The 19971-nt window shown below is 52.8% G+C and carries 17 protein-coding genes; 9 read left to right on the top strand and 8 right to left on the bottom strand.

All coding sequences use genetic code 11. The features are described from left to right. The first annotated feature begins 60 nt into the window (after nucleotides 1-60). The 3 genes from mog to IEX02_RS10510 all read left to right on the top strand — a co-directional run bounded on the left by mog (nucleotide 61) and on the right by IEX02_RS10510 (nucleotide 2196). Nucleotides 61-597, top strand: a complete 537-nt coding sequence (mog, locus tag IEX02_RS10520) for a molybdopterin adenylyltransferase (protein ID WP_188694453.1) — start codon at nucleotides 61-63, stop codon at nucleotides 595-597. Nucleotides 598-712: 115 nt separating this feature from the next. Then, nucleotides 713-1783 carry an MBL fold metallo-hydrolase gene (locus tag IEX02_RS10515; RefSeq protein WP_188694450.1) on the top strand — a complete coding sequence of 357 codons (1071 nt, stop codon included), beginning with the start codon at nucleotides 713-715 and terminating at the stop codon, nucleotides 1781-1783. Further along, on the top strand, nucleotides 1780-2196 hold the full coding sequence (locus IEX02_RS10510) for a cytidine deaminase (protein ID WP_229702181.1): 417 nt from the start codon (nucleotides 1780-1782) through the stop codon (nucleotides 2194-2196). The genes IEX02_RS10515 and IEX02_RS10510 overlap by 4 nt, the downstream gene beginning before the upstream one ends. A 57-nt stretch (nucleotides 2197-2253) precedes the next feature. Here IEX02_RS10510 and IEX02_RS10505 read toward each other — a convergent pair whose 3' ends face one another. Genes IEX02_RS10505 through kdpF form a run of 7 tightly spaced genes read right to left on the bottom strand, consistent with a single transcriptional unit; the run spans nucleotide 2254 to nucleotide 10815 of the window. After that, on the bottom strand, nucleotides 2254-2946 hold the full coding sequence (locus IEX02_RS10505; RefSeq protein ID WP_229702180.1) for a response regulator: 693 nt from the start codon (nucleotides 2944-2946) through the stop codon (nucleotides 2254-2256). 1 nt (nucleotide 2947) lies between these two features. Further along, complete coding sequence (locus IEX02_RS10500; RefSeq protein WP_188694444.1) at nucleotides 2948-5626, bottom strand: ATP-binding protein; 2679 nt, start codon at nucleotides 5624-5626, stop codon at nucleotides 2948-2950. A 2-nt stretch (nucleotides 5627-5628) separates the two neighbouring features. Then, nucleotides 5629-6360, bottom strand: coding sequence for a TorF family putative porin (locus IEX02_RS10495; protein ID WP_188694441.1), 732 nt, complete (start codon nucleotides 6358-6360; stop codon nucleotides 5629-5631). Nucleotides 6361-6374: 14 nt separating this feature from the next. Continuing rightward, nucleotides 6375-6971, bottom strand: a complete 597-nt coding sequence (gene kdpC / locus IEX02_RS10490) for a potassium-transporting ATPase subunit KdpC (protein ID WP_188694438.1) — start codon at nucleotides 6969-6971, stop codon at nucleotides 6375-6377. Nucleotides 6972-6980: 9 nt separating this feature from the next. Beyond that, nucleotides 6981-8999 (bottom strand): potassium-transporting ATPase subunit KdpB, encoded by a 2019-nt coding sequence (gene kdpB, locus IEX02_RS10485; protein ID WP_188694435.1) that lies wholly within the window; start codon nucleotides 8997-8999, stop codon nucleotides 6981-6983. A gap of 2 nt (nucleotides 9000-9001) precedes the next feature. Beyond that, nucleotides 9002-10726 carry a potassium-transporting ATPase subunit KdpA gene (gene kdpA, locus IEX02_RS10480; RefSeq protein WP_188694432.1) on the bottom strand — a complete coding sequence of 575 codons (1725 nt, stop codon included), beginning with the start codon at nucleotides 10724-10726 and terminating at the stop codon, nucleotides 9002-9004. A gap of 8 nt (nucleotides 10727-10734) precedes the next feature. After that, nucleotides 10735-10815: a K(+)-transporting ATPase subunit F gene (gene kdpF, locus IEX02_RS20580; RefSeq protein WP_373285001.1), complete on the bottom strand. Its 81-nt coding sequence runs from the start codon at nucleotides 10813-10815 to the stop codon at nucleotides 10735-10737. Nucleotides 10816-11064: 249 nt separating this feature from the next. On the opposite strand from kdpF, the gene IEX02_RS10470 reads away from it, so the two are divergent. The 3 genes from IEX02_RS10470 to moeA all read left to right on the top strand — a co-directional run bounded on the left by IEX02_RS10470 (nucleotide 11065) and on the right by moeA (nucleotide 14993). Beyond that, the gene (locus tag IEX02_RS10470) at nucleotides 11065-11478 is read left to right on the top strand and encodes a hypothetical protein (protein ID WP_188694430.1); all 414 of its coding nucleotides are present in this window, start codon (nucleotides 11065-11067) and stop codon (nucleotides 11476-11478) included. Nucleotides 11479-11556: 78 nt separating this feature from the next. Continuing rightward, nucleotides 11557-13590, top strand: coding sequence for a TonB-dependent copper receptor (locus tag IEX02_RS10465; protein WP_188694427.1), 2034 nt, complete (start codon nucleotides 11557-11559; stop codon nucleotides 13588-13590). Between the two features lie 161 nt (nucleotides 13591-13751). Beyond that, nucleotides 13752-14993 carry a molybdopterin molybdotransferase MoeA gene (gene moeA, locus IEX02_RS10460; protein ID WP_188694423.1) on the top strand — a complete coding sequence of 414 codons (1242 nt, stop codon included), beginning with the start codon at nucleotides 13752-13754 and terminating at the stop codon, nucleotides 14991-14993. Between the two features lie 67 nt (nucleotides 14994-15060). On the opposite strand, the gene hemN is transcribed toward moeA, so the two are convergent. Further along, a complete protein-coding gene (gene hemN / locus IEX02_RS10455) occupies nucleotides 15061-16416 on the bottom strand; it encodes an oxygen-independent coproporphyrinogen III oxidase (protein ID WP_188694420.1) in 1356 nt (451 codons plus the stop codon). 302 nt (nucleotides 16417-16718) lie between these two features. Here hemN and IEX02_RS10450 point away from each other — a divergent pair, with 302 nt between their 5' ends. The 3 genes from IEX02_RS10450 to IEX02_RS10440 all read left to right on the top strand — a co-directional run bounded on the left by IEX02_RS10450 (nucleotide 16719) and on the right by IEX02_RS10440 (nucleotide 19970). Beyond that, nucleotides 16719-17348, top strand: a complete 630-nt coding sequence (locus IEX02_RS10450) for a hypothetical protein (protein WP_229702179.1) — start codon at nucleotides 16719-16721, stop codon at nucleotides 17346-17348. Beyond that, the gene (locus tag IEX02_RS10445) at nucleotides 17338-18423 is read left to right on the top strand and encodes a rhomboid family intramembrane serine protease (RefSeq protein ID WP_188694417.1); all 1086 of its coding nucleotides are present in this window, start codon (nucleotides 17338-17340) and stop codon (nucleotides 18421-18423) included. Before IEX02_RS10450 ends, IEX02_RS10445 begins: the two co-directional genes overlap by 11 nt. A 143-nt stretch (nucleotides 18424-18566) precedes the next feature. After that, nucleotides 18567-19970, top strand: a complete 1404-nt coding sequence (locus IEX02_RS10440; RefSeq protein WP_188694415.1) for an MBL fold metallo-hydrolase RNA specificity domain-containing protein — start codon at nucleotides 18567-18569, stop codon at nucleotides 19968-19970. Nucleotide 19971 lies beyond the last annotated feature (1 nt).

Genomic DNA, 19971 nt, shown 5'->3' with positions numbered 1-19971 from the left:
GCTGTTGGCATCGCCAAGCCTGGCGGGTAAGCTAGGCGGCCTAAAATTCAAGGAGGCGCTATGTCACAACCAGCCAAAATTGGGATTCTAACCGTCAGCGATCGGGCCAGCCGAGGCCAATATGAGGACTTGTCGGGTCCGGCCATCATTGACACCCTGAACAATTATCTAACCAGCGCTTGGGAGCCGGTGTATCGTCTGGTTGAAGATGAGCAGCCGTTGATCGAAGATGCGCTTAAAGCCCTGGTGGATAAAGAAGGTTGCGCATTGGTGGTGACCACCGGCGGTACCGGCCCGGCCCAGCGTGATGTTACCCCCGAAGCCACCGAAGCGGTATGCGATCGTATGATGCCGGGCTTTGGCGAGCTGATGCGGATGGAAAGCCTGAAATATGTGCCAACGGCAATTCTGTCGCGTCAAACGGCAGGCTTACGCGGCCAGTCTTTAATTATCAATCTGCCCGGCAAACCTAAGGCCATTCGCCAATGCCTAGATGCGGTATTCCCGGCGGTGCCCTATTGCCTGGATCTGATGGATGGCCCTTACTTGCAATGCAATGAGTCGGTGATCAATGCCTTTAGGCCCAAAGCCAAATAGGCTGATTTATCCTGGGTATGGCGACGTTGCTTGTTACATTTTTTTAAACATCTTGCTTGGCAGCGCGCCGGATGCTTTTTAAACTGTCCGGCCGTTAGAACTAAAACAACAATGAATGAAGTATAAGACGTCTCTTATTGGGTTGGCGGCCTTGCTGTCGGCCTGCACAAGCAACCATGTACAACAGATAACCGGCGACATTCCGGTGGCTAAACTTCTCTCAGATGGCCGGTACGGTAATCTTTATCCAGGTAAAAAGACCTATCCGGTTACCTGTGAGGATGACTGCTATCCGGCCCATCAGCAAGTGCTGTGTGAAACGCCGGGGCAAGATTGCCGTTATACTGGCCCGCAAACCATTACCACTAACGCCGGCTTTACCTTGCGTTGGCTGGGCCATGCCAGTTTTGTAGTACACACACCGGATGGCCAACAGATTCTACTCGACCCGGTTAGCCAAGGTTTTGATTGGCCGGTAGACTGGGCCGCCGATTGGTTTGCCGACGCCCGCCGGGAGCCCGGATTTTGGCCTGAAGCCGAGCAGCTAAGTCAGACTCGCGCGGTGCTTTACTCGCATTTACACTACGACCATTTCAATAAAGCCGATATTGAGGCCATTGGTAATCAGGCCGAATACTTTGTTGGCCTGGGCAGCGCCGAGTATTTTGACCAGGGCGGCTATACCATCAATGAAATGGATTGGTACGCCAGTAAAACCCTTGGTGAAACCACCATACATTCAGTGCCAGCCCATCATTTCAATGGCCGTATCTGGGTGCCGTTTTTATATGATGACAATGAAAAAGCGCTTTGGAGTGCCTGGCTGATTGAGCATCAGGGCAAAACGTTGTTTTTTGCCGGTGACACGGGTTATTCCCCCCACTTTAGCGATATTCATCAGCGCTTTGGCGATATAGATATCTGCTTAATTCCCGTGGCCTCTTACCACCACGAAGAACAAGGCACCTGGTATCGGTATGTGCATACCACCCCGGAGGATGCGCTGATTGCCGCCGAGGAACTGGGCTGTAAAAGCATGATCCCCTGGGGCTATGGTAATGCCAGTTGGGGCATGGGCGATATCAGCTCACATTCACCGCTGCTTAGGCTGCTGGCCATGTACGATAAGTTAGACAGCCAGGTGCCCCTGCTTATCTTAAATGAGGGCGACGAGGTGTCCTTATGAGCCCTTCCCCAACCCTGCCTAGTGCATTTATGCAGCTGTATAACGTCGCTAAACAGGCCGCCAGCAGAGCTTATGTACCTTACAGCCGTTTTCCGGTTGGCGCAGCGCTGAAGTTAAAAGACGGCAGTCTGATCAGTGGCTGTAATGTGGAAAATGCCAGCTACGGCTTATGCAACTGCGCCGAACGCACGGCCATTTTCAGCGCGATAGCCCAGGGCAAGCAAGCCACGGAATTCGACAGCTTACTGATTTATATGCCGGGTGAGACCTTATATTCCCCGTGCGGGGCTTGTCGCCAGGTGATTGTGGAGTTTTTTGCCCCTGACGCTGAGATTATTGCCACTTGTGATAGCGAGTCCAGCCAGAGCTGGCGGGTGGATGAGCTGCTGCCAGGGGCATTTTCAATGCCCTGATAACGGCAGCTGCTGTTTATAAAAGCCCGTATATCTCGCGGGCTTTTTTATGCAACCTTACACATCCATGCAAAAGCGATAACCCACCCCGGATTCGGTACGCACATAACGCGGATTTCCCGGATCATCCCCCAGTTTTTGCCGCAAATGGCTGATCACAATACGCAGATAATGGGTATCTTCCTGATGCACCGGCCCCCAGATTTCATTCAATAACTGGGTTTGGGTGATCACGCAGTTAGGCGCATGGGCAAGCTTAGACAGCACCGCGTATTCCTTGGGGGTCAGGTCTACCGGCTGTTGATTTAACCATACCTGGCGCTTTCTCAAATCAACACACAAAGCACCATCATCAAGTACCGGCGTGGTGTCTGGTTTTAGATGATCGCGCAAGTTGGCCCGTACCCTGGCCAGCAATTCCTGCACGCTAAAGGGCTTAGTCACGTAATCCTGCGCCCCGGCATCCAGTGCCGCGACTTTTTCCTTATCCTGATTTCTGACCGAGAGCACAATAACCGGCACCGTAGACCAGCTTCGCAGCTCATCTAATACGCTGTGGCCATCTCTGTCCGGCAAGCCCAAATCCAGGATCACCAAGTCCGGCTGCTGGCGCACCACTGCCGCAATACCCCGGCTGCCGTCTTCGGCTTCGGTTACCTCATAACCTTCACTGGCTAATGCAATACGCAGCATACGGCGAATTTGCACTTCATCATCAATGACAACTATCTTGCTGGCCAACGGAAACACCTTATTGAGACATCTGCAAAGCCGGGTAGTCTAACGGCAGTTCCACTTCAAAACGAGTACCAGTGCCCCTGGTTCGCTCCCCGACCCGCACTGTGCCGCCATGCGCGCCTATCATGCCCTTGCAGATTGCCAGACCCATGCCGGTATTTTGCTTTTTCTGATCGCCATCAGCCACCACATAGAACATATCGAAGATTTGCTCGCGCTGGTTTTGCGGGATCCCCGGCCCGCTGTCCTCAATAGCAATAATACTGCGCTGCTCGTTGACCGTCAGACTAATACCTATGGGTTCACCCTCGGGGCTGAAACGCGCGGCATTTTCAAGAATATTAAAAAGTGCCTGTTCAACCAGCGCCGCATGCACATAGAGTAGTGGTGGCTCCTCGGATTGGCGCTGATATTCAGTGACCACGGCTGGAAAATAGCGTTTCAGGCGGTTTACGGCACTGCCGATAATATCGTCCACAGACACCCAGTCCCGCTCAATTTTCAATGTGCCATGCCCCAGGCGGGTCATATCCAGCAGGTTTTGAATATAACTATCCAGTCTGCGGCTTTCTTGCATAATGGCGTCGAGCAGCTCGTCTCTGTCCGCATCGGTTAGCTGTTTATTCAACACTTTAAGGCTCTCGGCGGCGCCCATCATGGCCGAAAGCGGTGACTTGAGGTCGTGCGACACCGAAGATAACAAGGCTGAGCGTAACTGCTCCATTTCGGTTTTAACCCTGGCCGATTCAAGATCTGACACCAGTTGCACCCGCCGCCAGGTATTGGCGCTTTGCTGTAAAATGGCCTGGATAAGCTCACGGTCAAAAGGGCTTAACTGGCTTTCTGCGCTGCGCCACTGCAACATAATTACCGCCGCGGCTTGGTTATCCTGCTCCACAACAAAGGTGCTAAGCGCCGCGCCGCTTAAGGTGTCGGTGTGCCGACCTGCTGATTTGCCCTGTTTTAGCGACCAGTCCACCGCGCCTTCATCCAACGCCGATAAAGGCGCGTCCAGCGCCGGGATATAGTGTTTTTCGCCGTTTTGCCCCGGTAGCACCACATAACAAGGCACCCCGACTATGGCAGAGATTTTTCCGGTCACCGTGCGCCACAAAGCATTGGCATCATCGGCCACCGACAGCGCCTGAGCCACCTCGCGCAAGGTTTCGGCAAAACGGTTAGACTCGCGTAGCAATAAGAACTGATGGCGGATCCGCGACGCGGCCGGTCCGCTTAAGATACCGATGCTAACCAGAAATATCAGGGTAGCGATATCATCCTGGCTATATACATTCAGGCTGTAAGTGGGTGCGGTCAAAAAGAAGTTAAAGCTGAGAAATGACCAGATTGCCGTCGCCATGGCCGGGCGGGCGCCAAACTTTAGCCCTATGGTCAGTACCGCCATCACATACAGCAGCACTAAATTGCCGCTACTTAGCCAGCTTTGCAGCAAAATGGCCAGGGGGCTGGCCAGCGCCACCGCCAGTAAGCCAAACAGATGGCCACGAAAATCTCCCAAGCCAGAACGGGCTAATTGCTCAGGCTTATGTGAGGGCGAGATATTTGTACCAGGGGCGTGATAAACCGTGACTTCCAGCGGCAAGCCGCACTCCACCAGACGCTGATAAAGGCGTTTTTGCCACCATAATAACCGTCGTCGCTGCCCTGCCCCGACTAGCACCGTATTTATCCGGCGCGCCTCAATATAGGGCAAAATGCTCTGGTAGGTATTACTGCCACGCAGTACTTCGGTTTTTGCCCCCAGCTCAACAGCCAGCGCCAGGGTATCGTTCAATCGTTTGCGTTTTGCCTGGGTCTGAGGTTTGCCGGTATCCACCCATACCACCGCCCAGGGCACCTGACGACGCTCGGCAATTTGCCGGCCAATGCGTACCAGATACTGATGATCCGCATTGTTGCTGATAAGCACCAGTAGCTTGTCTTTGAGTACATAATCTGTGCCTTTGGCACTGGCATCCAGCTCACAAAGCAAGCTGGCATCAACATGCTCTATGGCCTTTTTCATGGCCAGTTCACGCAAAGCCGTGAGATTCGAGGCACTGAAAAAGGCATCCAGGGCGCTTCTGGCATACTCGGGCAGATACACTTTGCCTTGTTGCAAGCGCTCTATAAGGGTTGCCGGGGGCAGATCCACAAAGCGAATCTCATAGGCGTTATCAAAAAAATCATCGGGCACGGTTTCGCGCACCCGCACCCCGGTGATCTGTAAAACCAGATCATTAACGCTGACCAAGTGCTGAATATTGACCGTGGTATAAACGTCAATGCCGGCGTTTAACAGCTCTTCAATATCCTGATAGCGGCGCTTATGGCGACTGCCTGGCACATTGGTATGCGCCAGTTCGTCCACCAGTATCAAGGCGGGTTTACGCGCCAGTGCGCCGTCTAAATCAAATTCCGACAAGCTGGTGTGGTGATATTCAAACGCTTTACGCGGCAGTTGCGGTAAGGCGTCTAACATCGCCTGGGTATCGGCCCTGTCGTGGGTTTCCACCAACCCGACCAGCACATCCACGCCGCGCTGCATAGATTCCTGGGCGGCGCTGAGCATAGCGTAGGTCTTACCTACGCCGGGCGCAGCACCAAGAAATACGGTCAGTTTACCTGTGCCGTTTTGCTGAATACGATGAAGAATGGCGTCGGCCTGCTGGGTCGGATTGGGGGAATTCATACTTAGAAGCTCCTGGACAGGCTCAGTATCCAGCGTTTGTCACAAATGTCCAGACATTGGTTGGCGTTTAAGTCAGTATCCACGTAGCTTAGGGCTACACTGCCATATTGTTCAAACTCCGTGCTTAGCGCCACCTGCCAGTCCAGATAGCTGTCATCCCTGCCAGCGACGCTTGCGCCTAAAAACTGCGCCATCTCAGCAGCACTTTCAAACTGATTGTGGCCAACATGCATAGCCAGCCCCAGCCAGTCGGTCAGGGCCGCTTCATACCCCAAATGCAGGTATTGGTAATCTTCAACCCCAGCGCCAAAGTAATCAGGCGATATTGCCAGCCCCGCTGTGAAACCTGCATAGGACAGCGTGCCTTGCAGCTCGCTGTAGTCCTGCTCAGCCCCCTCGTCGTTGCCTTGCGGGTAACTGTAGTGAATCAGCCCAAGGCGCGTTTGCAAACCATTTTCCCAGGTGCCGGACCAGCCTGCATACCAGTCGAGCTCCATACTGCCCTGACCAAATTCGATATTGGAGCCCCATACCCCCAGATACCAGCCTTGGGTGTGGCTAATATCAATGCCGCCCTGAATGGCGGGGCCTTGGTCGGTTTGGGAAATGCCGCGAAATTGGTAGTCGCTGGCCAAGGTCAGATTGGCCTGGCTTTGCCATTGCTGGGCCTGGGCAGTAAAAGCCAAGGTCAGGCTTAACGGCAGTGAAAAACGTGTAAATGTAATCCAAGACATAATGCTTCCTTTATTTAAAACACCTGGTGCTTATCCAGCACCAGATTGAGCTTAAGTACATTGACGCGATGCTGGCCAAACAGGCCCCATTGCGGTCCTTCAATAGCTTGCCCTACCAGGTTTTGCACTTGCTCCAGCGGCAACTGTCTGGCCCTGGCTACGCGGGGGGCCTGCAACATGGCCGCCTCGGGGCTGATATGCGGATCCAGGCCCGCGCCCGAGGTGGATAACATATCCACCGGGATCTGCTCGGCGCTTACGCCCTCTTTGCGCTGAATGTCGGCGCTTTGTGCTATCACCCGGGCTCTGAGCTCGGGATTACTGGGAGCCAGGTTACTGCCGCCGGTGGCGGTAGGGTCATAATCCACCGCACTGGGGCGACTGTGAAAATAGCTATCGCTAACAAAGGGCTGCGCGACCCATTCAGAGCCAATCACCCGCTCGCCTTGATTAAGCAAACTGCCGGTGGCTTGATGGCTAAATAAAGTGCTACCAGCACTGGTAACCACGCCGGTATATACCCCGCCGCATAGCACCAGTAAGGTCAGCCCGGCCCGAAGACCGGTCAGCATATGCTGGGCAAAGGTTGGATGTTGAATAGTGGCATTCATGGCTTTCTCCTAAACTAAGGTGCTAATCAGCAGATCCAGGACCTTGATGGCGGCAAAAGGGAGCAACAAGCCACCCAGGCCGTACACCAACATATTGTTACGCAGCAGTTTTTCTGCACTGATGGGGCGCAGTTTGATGCCCTTAAGCGCAAGCGGAATCAAGGCGGGAATAATCAGGGCATTAAAAATAAGGGCTGACATCACCGCCGATACCGGGCTATGCAACTGCATAAAATCCAGGGCGGCGATGGCCGGTAACGCACCGGCAAATACTGCCGGGAGAATGGCAAAATACTTGGCTACGTCATTGGCCAGCGAGAAGGTGGTTAGCGCGCCGCGGGTAATTAACAGCTGCTTACCCACTTCCACCACCGACAGCAATTTAGCCGGATCCGAGTCCAGATCCACCATATTGCCGGCCTCTTTGGCGGCCTGAGTGCCCGAGTTCATGGCCAGGCCCACATCAGCCTGTGCCAGTGCCGGGGCATCGTTAGTGCCGTCACCCACCATGGCAACCAAGCGCCCTTTGCCTTGCTCCTCGCGAATCAGTGCCAGTTTGTCTTCGGGTTTAGCCTCGGCAATAAAGTCATCCACACCGGCTTCTGCGGCTATCACACTGGCGGTAACCGGGTTATCGCCGGTAACCATCACAGTGCGTACCCCCAGTGCCCGCAGTTTGGCAAAACGTGCCGCTACCCTAGGTTTAATTACATCACTCAGGGCAATTACACCCAGCACTTGGGTTTCTGTAGCCACCACCAGCGGCGTACCGCCTTTTTGCGCCACGCTGCGTACCAGGCCGTCTGCATCATGTGGCCAGGTAAGCTGATGCTGTCCGGCCCAGGCTTTCACCGCGTCACTGGCGCCTTTAATGCACTGTCCCGCCCCCAACTTAATGCCGGACACCCGGGTTTTCGGCGAAAATGGCAGAAATTCAGCGTCTTTGGGCGTGGCGGGAGTAATAAAGCCCTTTTGCTCGGCCAGTTGAATAACCGATTTGCCCTCAGGGGTGGGATCCTGCAGCGACGACAGCACCGCGGCATTCAACAGCGCCTGCTCGGAGACACCCTGTACGTTTAGAAATGCAGTTGCCTGGCGATCGCCAAAGGTAATAGTGCCGGTTTTATCCAGCAGCAAGGTGTCGATATCCCCCGCCACTTCCACCGCTTTACCTGACTTAGCCACCACATTGGCCGCCAAGGCGCGGTTCATACCGGCAATACCTATGGCCGGCAATAAGCCGCCTATGGTGGTGGGAATCAGGCAAACCAGTAAGGCAATCAGCATAGTGATATTCAGCGCTACGCCCTTAAACGACGCCATAGGCACCAGCGTCACCACCACCAGTAAAAACACCAGGGTCAGGGCTGCCAGCAGCACGGTCAGGGCCGTTTCATTGGGGGTTTTCTGGCGCTTAGCGCCTTCCACCAGGCCAATCATCTTATCCAGAAAGCTATGACCGGGATCATTGGCCACCAGCAGCACAATTTCACCGCTAAGCAGCTTAGTGCCGCCGATGACACTGGAGTGATCGGTTCCGGCTTCTCTTAACACCGCGGCCGATTCACCTGTGACTGCCGACTCGTTAACCGTGGCCACCCCTTGGATAATCTCACCGTCAGCGGGAATATATTCACCGGCCAGCACTTTGACCCTATCGCCCTTGGCAAGCCCGGTGGCCACCAGCATCTCTTCTTTGTCGCCATTAATACGCCTGGCCTGTAAAGACTTTCTGGCAGATTTCAGGCTGGCGGCCTGCCCCCGCCCTCTGGCTTCGGCCACAGACTCGGCAAAATTGGCAAACCATACCGTAAACAGCAGTACCAGGGTGGTTATCAGCTCAAAGCCAAAAGCCGCGCCGCTTATCAGCTTTTGCAAGGTAATTAGGGCGGTACACAAGGTGCCAATCAGCACCACAAACATCACCGGATTACCCGCCATGCTCTTAAATGACAGCTTGGCTAGGGCGTCCAGCGCCGCTTGTTGATAAGCGCTTTGGCCAAGTGCCTGGGTTGTCTTATGCTTCATAATTATTGCTCCACACTGATCGTTGCCAGTTCAAGGGCTTCGCCAATCGGCCCCATAACCGCAGCAGGTAAGAAAGACAGGAAGTTGAGGATCAGAATGACGGCCACCAGCGTGATGCAAAAGGTCGGGCTTTCCAGCTTGAGGCTGCCATTACCAACAGGACTGACGCGCTTGGCGGCCATTCGTCCGGCAATCACCAGTGGAATAAACAGCGGCAGGTAGCGGCCCAGGAGCAAGGCAATCACGCAACTGACATTCCACCAGGGGGTGTTATCGCCCAGCCCCTCAAAACCCGAGCCGTTATTGGCAAAGGCCGAAGTGTATTCATAGAAAACCTGGGAAATGCCATGAAAGCCGGGGTTACTGTTGCCAGTGAGGGCCGGTATGGCCACTGTGATAGCCGTCAGTACCAAAACACACAGGGTTGGCAGCACGATAAGGCTCCCCAGCAAGGTAATTTCCCGGGTTTCAATTTTACGGCCGAAGATCTCTGGGGTGCGGCCGATCATCAAACCGGATAAAAACACCGCAATCCACACGTACACAATAAAATTGACAAAACCACAGCCAATACCGCCCCAGATGGCACTGATCAGCATGCCGGAGCGAGTCATCAGGCCGCCAATGGGGTTAAAGGAGTCGTGCATGGCGTTGACCGAGCCATTGGAGGTTTGGGTGGTAAAAGTGCCCCACAAGGCCGACAGTTCCGGGCCAAAGCGCACTTCTTTGCCTTCCATATTGGGCCCGTGCATGGCCTGACCGGCAAAGGCCGCGTTAGGCTGCAGCTCGCTGTACACAGTGGCGGCAATAAACACCACACTCAGTACCCCCATGGCCGCCAACGACATCCAACTGAAAGATTTACGTCTGAGCATACCACCGGCCATAAACACCACGGCCATAGGCACCAACACCAGGGCAATGGTTTCAATGGCATTACTGACCGGGGTTGGATTTTCCAGCGGATTGCTGCTGTTGGGGCCATACCAGCCGCCACCATTGGTGCCAAGCTGTTTGATGGAGACCATGGCCGCCACAGGCCCAATAGGTACCTGCTGCTGAGCAATAGGCGCTGCCGGGTCTAAGGTCTGTACCTTTTGCGCCCCTTCGAAGCTGCTCGGTACCCCTTGCCAGGACAGCAACAGCGCGACAATGGTAGCCAGGGGGATCAGCAAGCGCAGCACGCCGCGCACCAGATCCACATAGTAGTTACCCAAGTCCCGCGCCTCGCCTTCTGCCGCGCTGCGTTTGTTTCTGCCTCCCAGCATGCCCCTCAATATGGCCACACACACCGCCAGTGCCATTGCCGGCGTGACAAATTGCAAGGTCACAATCAAAAAGCCCTGAGACAGATAGCTCAATTGCGCCTGGCCTGAATAGTGTTGTTGGTTGGTATTGGTCAGAAACGACACCGCAGTATGCAGTGCCAAGTCCCAGGATAAAGGCCCGATACCATCGGGATTCATAGGCAGTAAATGCTGAAACTTCAGCAACAAAAAGGCCAGAATCCCCAATACCAGGTTGCTGAGTAAAAACGCCGCACCGTAAGATTTCCACGTCATGCCCAGATTGGGATTAACGCCAATGGCTTTGTAGATAAGACGTTCAACCGGGTTGAACAAGGTATCGGTAAAGTGCCGCTGACCGGAAAATATACCGGTCATATAGTGACCTAAGGGCCAGGCGAGGCCCAGCGCCAGTAAACAGATGATAAAAATATCCAGCATGCGGCCCCCTAGAATCTATCCGGGGCAAACATTGCCACGGCCAGATATGCGAAGAGCGCCAGAGATAAACACAGCAGTAGCCAGTTCACGATTGTTGTCCTTTGTTTGTGAGTGACGGGCTACTGTAGAAATAAGGGCTGTAAAGTCTCTAGATATGAAGATGGACCAGGCGTAAAGAAATCGTAATTTTGCCGAGCAGGCAGGATGTGATGTTGAAACAACTAAGCAGATAAAGTGCCGTCGTCCTGATCCAGCGCAAGCAATACCGCCAAAGGGATATTGCCGTACCCCGGAGCTTTCCTTACACTAAGGTCAGTTTTGCCAACCTGGACAGGCACTTGTTCATTCGCCGCACCAAAATCTGGTTTACGCCGCTGCTGTTGTTGCTGTTTATACTCAACAACCTGAGCCTGGCGTTTGCGACGTCCCAGCATTTGGCCCAGGCCCGCAGCTTCAGCGATGAAGACAAAGTACTGATTTGTACCGGCCGGGATATGAAATGGGTGTCCATGTCTGCCTCCTGGCAAGCTGGTGCTTTCGTGTTTGTCGATGCACCAGAAGATCTTCCCCAAGAACTCAAAAGCATCAAATGCGGCGACTTATTTGCCCAGGACCTAAAAACCTTTGCTGTTAGCGCAAAGCTGATTGCCGCGCAGCTAAACTACCCTGATCTGATTGCCCAGCGCCTCAGTGCGCCTTACTTACAAGCCCAATACGCCAAAGCCTTATCCCGCGCCCCACCGGCCGTTTGATTCCTCTGCTGTTAACCAATATTTAGCTTTGGGCCTTTGGCTTAGGCCAGCGTGCCCCTATGTAAACGGAATCAAACAATGAACAAACACACCACTTTTCGTGTCAGCGCCCTGAGCCTGGCCCTTTTCTCTGCGCTTTCCTATGGCGAACAAGCACAACAACATGACGAGTTAGAAACTATTATCGTCAGTGGCGAAGCCCTTAGCCTACCCAACCAGGTCATTACCGATGCCAAGCAGCCGCGCCAGCCTTTGCCGGCTCACGACGGTGCCGATTATCTGAAAACCATCCCGGGCTTTTCTATGGTGCGTAAAGGCGGGGCCAGCGGCGATCCAGTCTTCAGAGGCATGGCAGCGTCACGCCTGACCATTTTAAACGACGGCAACCTGCTGTTTGGCGGCTGTGGCAGTCGTATGGACCCGCCTACGGCCTATTTATCGCCACAAAGTTTTGACCAAATCCGCGTGATCAAGGGCCCCCAATCGGTTTTGCATCTGCCCGCCAATGCCACTGTGCTGTTCGAGCGTAACAGCTATCAGCTAAGTGAAAGCGGCTTTACCACCGACACCAGCCTGACCCTTGCCAGTGCCGGGCGCCGTGAAATAAACACCGATATGACCTTGGGCAACACTAGCGGTTTTGTCAGAGTAAATGCCGCCAAAGCCAAAGCGGACAACTATAAGGACGGTGAAGGTAATGAAATTAACAGCCATTACGATCGCTGGAGCGCCAACGCGGAGCTGGCCTGGACCCCGGACGCCGATAGTTTGTTAATGCTAAGCCTGGGTAGCAGTGATGGCGAAGCGGCCTATGCTGACCGGACTATGGATGGCTCATTGTTCGACCGTCGTCAGTTAAGCTTAAAAGGTCGTAAAGATAACCTCGCCGATTGGTTAACCCGTCTGGAAGGCCAGTTGTACTTCAACCATGTTGATCATGTGATGGATAACTACAGCCTGCGCGACTTTACCCCCAGTATGATGATGCCAACGCCGGCCGCCATGAACCCGGATAGCTATAACCGCGGCGGCCGTATTCAGGCCGATCTGGCCTTTGGCAAGCTACAGACTAAAGTGGGCCTGGATGCCAGCCAGAATACCCATCGCAACCGCATGAGCATGAATCAGCCGATGATGCCTTATCAGGACAAAGTGCGTATGGAAGATGGCCGTTTTGAGCAATGGGGCCTGTTTACCGAACTTAGCTACGCCTATTCAGACGGCCTTAGCCTGCATGGCGGTGTGCGGGTGGATGACTGGCAAGCCTGGGACAGTCGCCTGAGTTTGCGTAAAAGCATGATGATGACCATAGCTAACCCCAGCTATGGGCAAAAACGCGCCGATACGCTGACCAGCGGTTTTGTGCGTATGGAGCAACAAAGCGACAATCAGACCTGGTATGCCGGTATTGGCCGGGCGGCACGCTTCCCCGACTATTGGGAATTACTGGGAAATAACCGCGGCGGTGAAGACAGCGCGTCCGCCTTTAATACCGAGGCAGAAATTACCCATCAGTTGGATATAGGTTGGATCCGCAACTGGCAGGATATACGGCTGAGTTTGTCGGGTTATTACGCCGATATCAGTGATTTTATTTTGCTGGATAAACACAATCCCATGCTGCCGGAAACCGTGCGTAACATTGACGCCCATACCTTTGGTGGCGAAGCCAGTCTGACCTGGCAGGCCACCACCCAGTGGCGAGTGGAGTCTAGCCTGGCGGTCAGTCGGGGTAGCAATGATAGCGATAATCTTGCCCTTGCTCAGCAGCCGCCGGTGGAGCTGCGGTTAAGTACTGCCTATCAGTGGCAGGACTGGCAATTTGGCGCCCTGTGGCGCTTGGTGCAACGTCAGGACAAGGTGGCGCAAAATCAGGGCACCATTGTCGGCCTGGATACTCTGCCTACCGCTGGCTTTGGCGTATTGTCGGCCAATGCCATGTGGCAGCCCAATAGCCAGTGGCAGGTGAGTCTGGGTATCGATAATTTACTGGATAAACAATACCAGGAGTATCTGAGCAAAAGTGCCGCGGATATCCCTGGTTATGTGGTTAGCGGTCGGGTCCATGAGCCGGGGCGTACCCTGTGGGCCAAAGTGGATTATCGATTCTAAGCCTATGAGTATGTTTAAGCCGGTCTAGCGCCGGCTTTTTAATTTTCCGGCAAAGCCGCAACGAAATCTTTTACCATCATCCCTTTTCTATTCCTTTGGTTGTATTGGCTTCAATGCGCTAACTGGTTACCCTTAAGCCATTGGAATAGTTGGAGAACCTTATGTCACACCACCCTGTTAAGCCCTCACCTTGCGATCAGGCTCCTGCCTTGCTGCCCGTTGAACAGGCGTTAGCGCAGATGCATGCAGCACTGACCTGCCGCCAACAGGTGCTGAAGGTAGCGCTGGACTGTGCCTTAGGCGCGGTGTTGGCAGAAGATGTGATTGCCGAGCTGAATATTCCACCTTATGACAATTCGTCGATGGACGGCTATGCCGTTCGTGCCGCAGATTTACAAACCACTGACAGTCTCAAACTAATAGGCAGTAGTTTTGCCGGCGCGCCTTTTAAAGGCAAACTGCGTGCCGGCGAAACCCTGCGTATTATGACAGGTGCAGTTATTCCCTCCGGTGCCGATGCGGTGGTGATGCAAGAGCAGGTGCAAGCTAGCGATACCAACATACGTTTCTTAACCACCCCCGACAGTGGCAGTAATATTCGCAGCGCCGGGGAAGATATCCGTCAGGGACAAGTGCTGTTGGCCAAAGGTCATCTTATTCGCGCCGTGGACTTAGGTCTTTTGGCCTCTTTAGGTATTGCAGAGGTCAGCATCTATACACCGCTTAAGGTGGCCATTATGTCATCCGGCGATGAATTAGTGGCACCAGGTGGCAAGCTCAAAGACGGGCAGATTTTTGACAGCAATCGTGCGGTGCTTCGTGCTCAGCTCAGTCAACTGGGCATTGAGGTACTGGATCTTGGCATAGTGCGGGATAACAAACAGGCCCTGCGTCTGGCATTAAGCCAGGCCGCCGCAGAATGTGATGTACTAATTAGCTCAGGCGGTGTGTCGGTAGGTGAAGCCGATTTTACCAAAGACATTCTGGCTGAGCTTGGCCAAATTGGCTTTTGGAAACTGGCCATTAAGCCAGGCAAACCCTTTGCTTTCGGTAACTTAGGTGAATGCGTGTTTTTCGGCCTGCCCGGCAACCCTGTCTCGGCTTACGTTACCTTCGATCAACTGGTTCGCCCTGCCCTGGCAACCCTGAGCGGTCAAACGCAAACTCCCGGAGTAAGACTGCTGGCAAAAGCCGCGGATAATCTGAAAAAGCGCCCGGGTCGGATGGACTTGCAGCGTGGTTGGTACTGGCAGGATGAAAACGGCCAATTGTTAGTCAAAAGCACGGGTAATCAGGGCTCTGGGGTACTGACCAGTATTGCCAACGCCAACTGTTATATTGTGCTGGAACAACAGCGCGGTTATGTCACAACGGGAGAGCAAGTCAGCATTCAGCCCTTTTAAAAAACAAGCGGCCCGCAATGCGGGCCGAAATTTTCCTGATGTTGACTTTGTTATTGTTGTTATTCCGTTACACCACCTTGGAGTAGCGCATTTGTCCTTGCTGCAGGTAGGCGTCAAAACAGGCGCAGATACTGCGCACCCAAAATCTGCCCTTAGGCAAAACCTCAAGCCGGCTGTCAGTAACACGCACTAACCCATCATCGATAAAAGGCCGTAAATTGTCACAGGCATCGGCAAAGGTGCGCCAAAAATCGGCCAACTGCCAGGTTTGGCAAAACGCAGGAATATCCAGATTAAAATGGCAGATAAGTTGGCTTATCAGTGCGGCGCGCATTTTATCGTCTTCACTTAACGAAAAGCCTTTTTGTACCGGCAAACTGCGCTGCTGCATGGCCTCATAATAAGCAGGTAACTCCTTAGCGTTTTGCCATAGCACACCATTTACCTGACTGATGGACGACACCCCTAAGCCAATCAGCGCATCTTGGCCATGGGTGGTATAGCCTTGGAAGTTACGCTGTAACCTGCCCTGTTGCTGGGCTTTGGCCAGTTCATCATCCGGTTTGGCAAAATGATCCATACCGATAAATTGGTAACCGGCCTGCTCGAATGCGTCGATAGACTGCTGCAGTAGCGCTAACTTAGTGGCAGAGTCTGGCAAGCTGGCATCGGGAATTTTACGCTGCGCGGCAAAACGTGCCGGCAGATGCGCATAGCTGAACAAGGAAATGCGATCCGGACTTAGCCTGACAATCTCAGCCAGGGTTTCGGCAAAGCTTTCTGGATGCTGATAAGGCAGACCGTAAACCAAATCCAGGTTGATAGAGGCAAAGCCAAGTTCCCGGCACAGTGCCACCTGATGACGAATTAAGTCGGTTTCCTGCACCCTGTTAATGGCAATTTGCACTTTCTCGTCTAAGTCCTGCACACCAAAGCTAACCCGGCCAAAGCCGAGCTTGCGTAAATGGCGCAGCTTATCGTCATTACAGCTGCGAGGGTCAATTTCAATGCTCAGCTCTGCGTCTATGGCAATATCGAAATGCCGGTGCAGCGCCAATAAAAGGCGACTTAACTGACCATTGGTCAAAAAGGTGGGAGTCCCTCCGCCGAGGTGGATTTGGTGAATACGCTTGCCTTGCAACTTTTGTTGATACAAGGCCATTTCAAGTTCCAGCGCATCCAGATAGTTGTCGGCCTTATGCTGATGACGGGTGATGACCTTGTTGCAGCCACAGTAATAACAAAGCTGATGACAAAACGGGATATGGATATACAAGCTCAGATCATCGCGACTGCTGTCCAACGCCAGTTGCACGGCATCAAGGTTAAAGTCCTCGTTCAATGCCAGCGCAGTCGGGTATGAAGTATATCGGGGGCCATTAATATTGTATTTGGCAATGAGTTTGGGATCCCAGCCTTGCATTCTGTCTCTGCTATTTCCATTTTCAATGTCGGCAGTGTACCCCTGGGTATTCTGTCAGGTTTTGATCTATCACAAATCCACCATGCTTTATGGCTGGGAAACTCGAATCAAGCGGCGCACAACGCATTTTGTCTGAAAACACTGACATCGTCTCAACTGACTACATATTCTCCACTTTGAACGGTTTTACTTATGCTTTGGCATAATCAAATCTCGTTGAAAACGATAGTAATTAGTTCTGACTTATCAGGGCTTTGCTATTTAGCTACCATAGCCGCCTTATCAACAACAGGAAGTATGTTTTGTCCCATTCAGATGCAAAAGCGGCATCAGCCGATAGCTCACTGGCCCAACATCGTAAGGTTCCACTCGATAATCAGGAATTGCGGAAGACCGGCTTTTGGCTTAACCAGATCTTTATGATTGTCTCTACTATTGTCGGGGTTTATCTCGCCGCACAAAGCGGTTTACAGCAAGCGCTGACCTTCGATACCTATTCCAAAATGGAAGATAACTACTACCTGAGAATGTCCCTGTACGAAGAGCTGAAAGACAATATTGGCGAAGTGGAGCTATATGCCACCGACGTACTGGCTAAAAGTCCGGCCTTACAGATCATCAAGGACAACCGTCCCCCCATGGATCTCTACGTGTGGGAAACGATGCGCTATCACCCTGCTACACTGGAAACGCCCAGTGAAATCCTGACGGAGGTGAGACGCTTTTATGGTAAGTCAAGGCAATTAATGGACAAGGCCGAGCAGCGTAAACTGGGCTCTGCCTATGCCGGGGCGCAACTGAAATTGTTAACCGACCATATGCAGCAAAATGTTCTGCCTGTATTAGCCGAAAGCGCAGAATCTTTGCAGCAGGCGCTGGCCAAAGAAGGTGTAGTCATTGGTAGCTTGAAGGAGTTGAAGCGTGCCGATTAAACCCTGCCCCCGTTGTAAAGATAAAATGTTGACCCCCACCAGTTACCAGGCCGATGAAATTGATGTTTGTCAGGCCTGTGGTGGCTTGTGGTTTGAGAAAGACGAAGTTAATCGGATGATTAATGAACTGCATGAGGATGTATCAGACAGCCAGTATGCCGATCATTTTGGCAAACATCTGGGCGACAGCGAGCTACATTGTCCCGATTGTCATCAATCGCTACAGCGTTACCACCTGTTAGCCGACTACCATACCGAAATTGATCATTGCCATGCCTGTGACGGTAGCTGGGTCGACCGCCATGAACTGCGCGGCGTACAGCAAAGTCCGGCGCTGCGGGATGCGTTGTCGCAATTGAATCAAAAAGTTAACTGGAAGACCTATTTGTTCCAGTTTCTGTCGCAGATGCCGGTTGAATATAACCTTAAGCCGCGCATCCGCCCTGTGGTCAACTGGACATTGCTGCTACTCAATGCCGTGATCTTTGCCCTGTACTATTTCGATGAACAGAGCTTTATCTGGACATTTCAGCATCTGGCCGCCGTTCCTTCACAGGTCTTGGCCGGTGAACACGCCTGGACACTGCTGACCTGCATATTTCTGCATGGTTCAGTGTTACACCTGGTGGGTAATTTGTACTTTCTGTACGTGGTAGGCGATAACCTCGAGGATGCCCTTGGCCATAAACGCTATTTGGGGCTTTATTTGCTATGTGGCCTGGCTGCGAGCGTCGTGGGCGCCTTGGTCAGAAGCGGCAGCGATATTCCGTCCGTTGGTGCCAGTGGGGCCATTGCCGGTCTATTTGGCATGTACCTGATGTGGTTCCGTCATGCTAGTTTGACCTTTATGTTCGTGATCTATCAGAAGAAGCTGTCGGCCGTTTGGTTCTTCGCTATTTGGGTTGCATTTAATATCCTCGGCATGTTGCTGGGCGGTGCGGATGTAGACTACGGTGCCCACTTAGGCGGTTTTGCCACCGGATTATTGATTGGCTGGTTGCTCAAAGACAAGGTTCTGGCCCAAAACCCGATGATTTCGTTACTGAATCAACAAGAAGCCGTAATCCGGCGTTAACCCCTATTGAGCAGCCGAACACCTCGGCTGCTCTCTCTCGTCCCGCTGATCCATATCAATTTGCCTATCTTAGTGTTGCGCTAGCATGCAGGTGGTCTTTCAGGCTACATTGTGAAAAAGCCACTAACGTGAAGGAAACATCTATGGCGACGATTCGATTCTTAGGCGCGGCACAAGAAGTTACCGGCAGTTGTCACCTGCTGGAATCAGAAGAAATAGGCAAGGTGTTGCTGGACTGCGGTATGCACCAGGGCGGCGACATTATTGACCGCCTGGAAAGCGAAGACTTTGCCTTTAATCCCCACAGTGTTGATGCGGTAGTGCTTTCCCATGCACATTTGGATCACTCAGGCATGCTGCCTAAGCTGGTCAATCAGGGGTTTAACGGCCCCATTTATTGCACCCAGGCTACAGCAGATCTGCTCGATATTATGCTGCGCGACTCGGCTGGCTTGTATGAGCGGGATTTGGAACGTGAGAATCTTCGCCGCAAGCGCCAGGGCAAAAAGCTACTTAAACCTCAGTATCGTATGCAGGATGTGGAACGTACTTTGAGTCTGTGCGTTGGACTGGAGTACTGTGAACAAGTGCTGCTCGGTGCCAATGCGAAACTGCGTCTGCATGATGCTGGTCATATCCTTGGCTCTGCCATTGTCGAAATCACCTTTAATGAACGAGGCAAAGACAAATGTCTGGTCTTCAGCGGTGATTTAGGCAAACGCGATGCTGTGCTGATGAATGACCCAAGTTACCTTAAAAAGGCCAATGTGGTGTTGATGGAGAGCACCTATGGTGATCGCGAGCATAAAAACGAAGACGATACCCTTGAACAATTAGAAAGTATTCTGGCCGAGACCTGGCAGCGTGGCGGCAATGTCATGATCCCCTCTTTTGCCGTAGGGCGTACGCAGGAGCTATTGTTTTACTTAGGTTGCCTGCATCAGCAAGGCAAACTGGACAATTGGCAGATCTTCCTAGACAGCCCAATGGCCATAGAGGTAACGCGCATTTATGAAAAGTGGGTTGAGCTGCTCGATCCTAAAGACACTGCCCATCTGCATTTAGATCACCACAAACCGCTGGAAGATTTTCTGCCTAACCTGTTTATGGCCGTCACACCGGAAGACTCCATGGCCATTAATAAAATTGCCCGGGGGGCGATAGTGATTGCCGGTAGCGGTATGTGTAACGGTGGACGTATTCGTCACCATTTCAAACAGCGAATTTGGAACAAAAACAATACCCTGATCTTCGTTGGCTTTCAGGCCCGCGGTACGCTGGGACGGATATTGGTTGACGGTGCCAAGCACATCAAGCTCTTTGGCGAACCTTATCTGGTCAAAGCCCGCATCGAAACCCTGGGCGGGTTCTCTGCCCATGCCGGTCAGTCGGGTTTGATAAAATGGATTGGTCAATTCAAACCTCAGCCTAAAGTGGTGCTGGTGCATGGTGAACCGCTGGCACAACAAGCACTGGCGGATAAATTATGGCAGGAACAACAGTTAGCGGTTGAAATCCCCGCTCTGAACCACAGCATGGTGTTTTAGG

The organism is Bowmanella pacifica (genome assembly GCF_014645355.1).
GTDB lineage: Bacteria > Pseudomonadota > Gammaproteobacteria > Enterobacterales > Alteromonadaceae > Bowmanella > Bowmanella pacifica.
The sequence above is the reverse complement of the archived record's forward strand: the minus strand, read 5'-3'. Positions and strand labels throughout refer to the sequence as shown.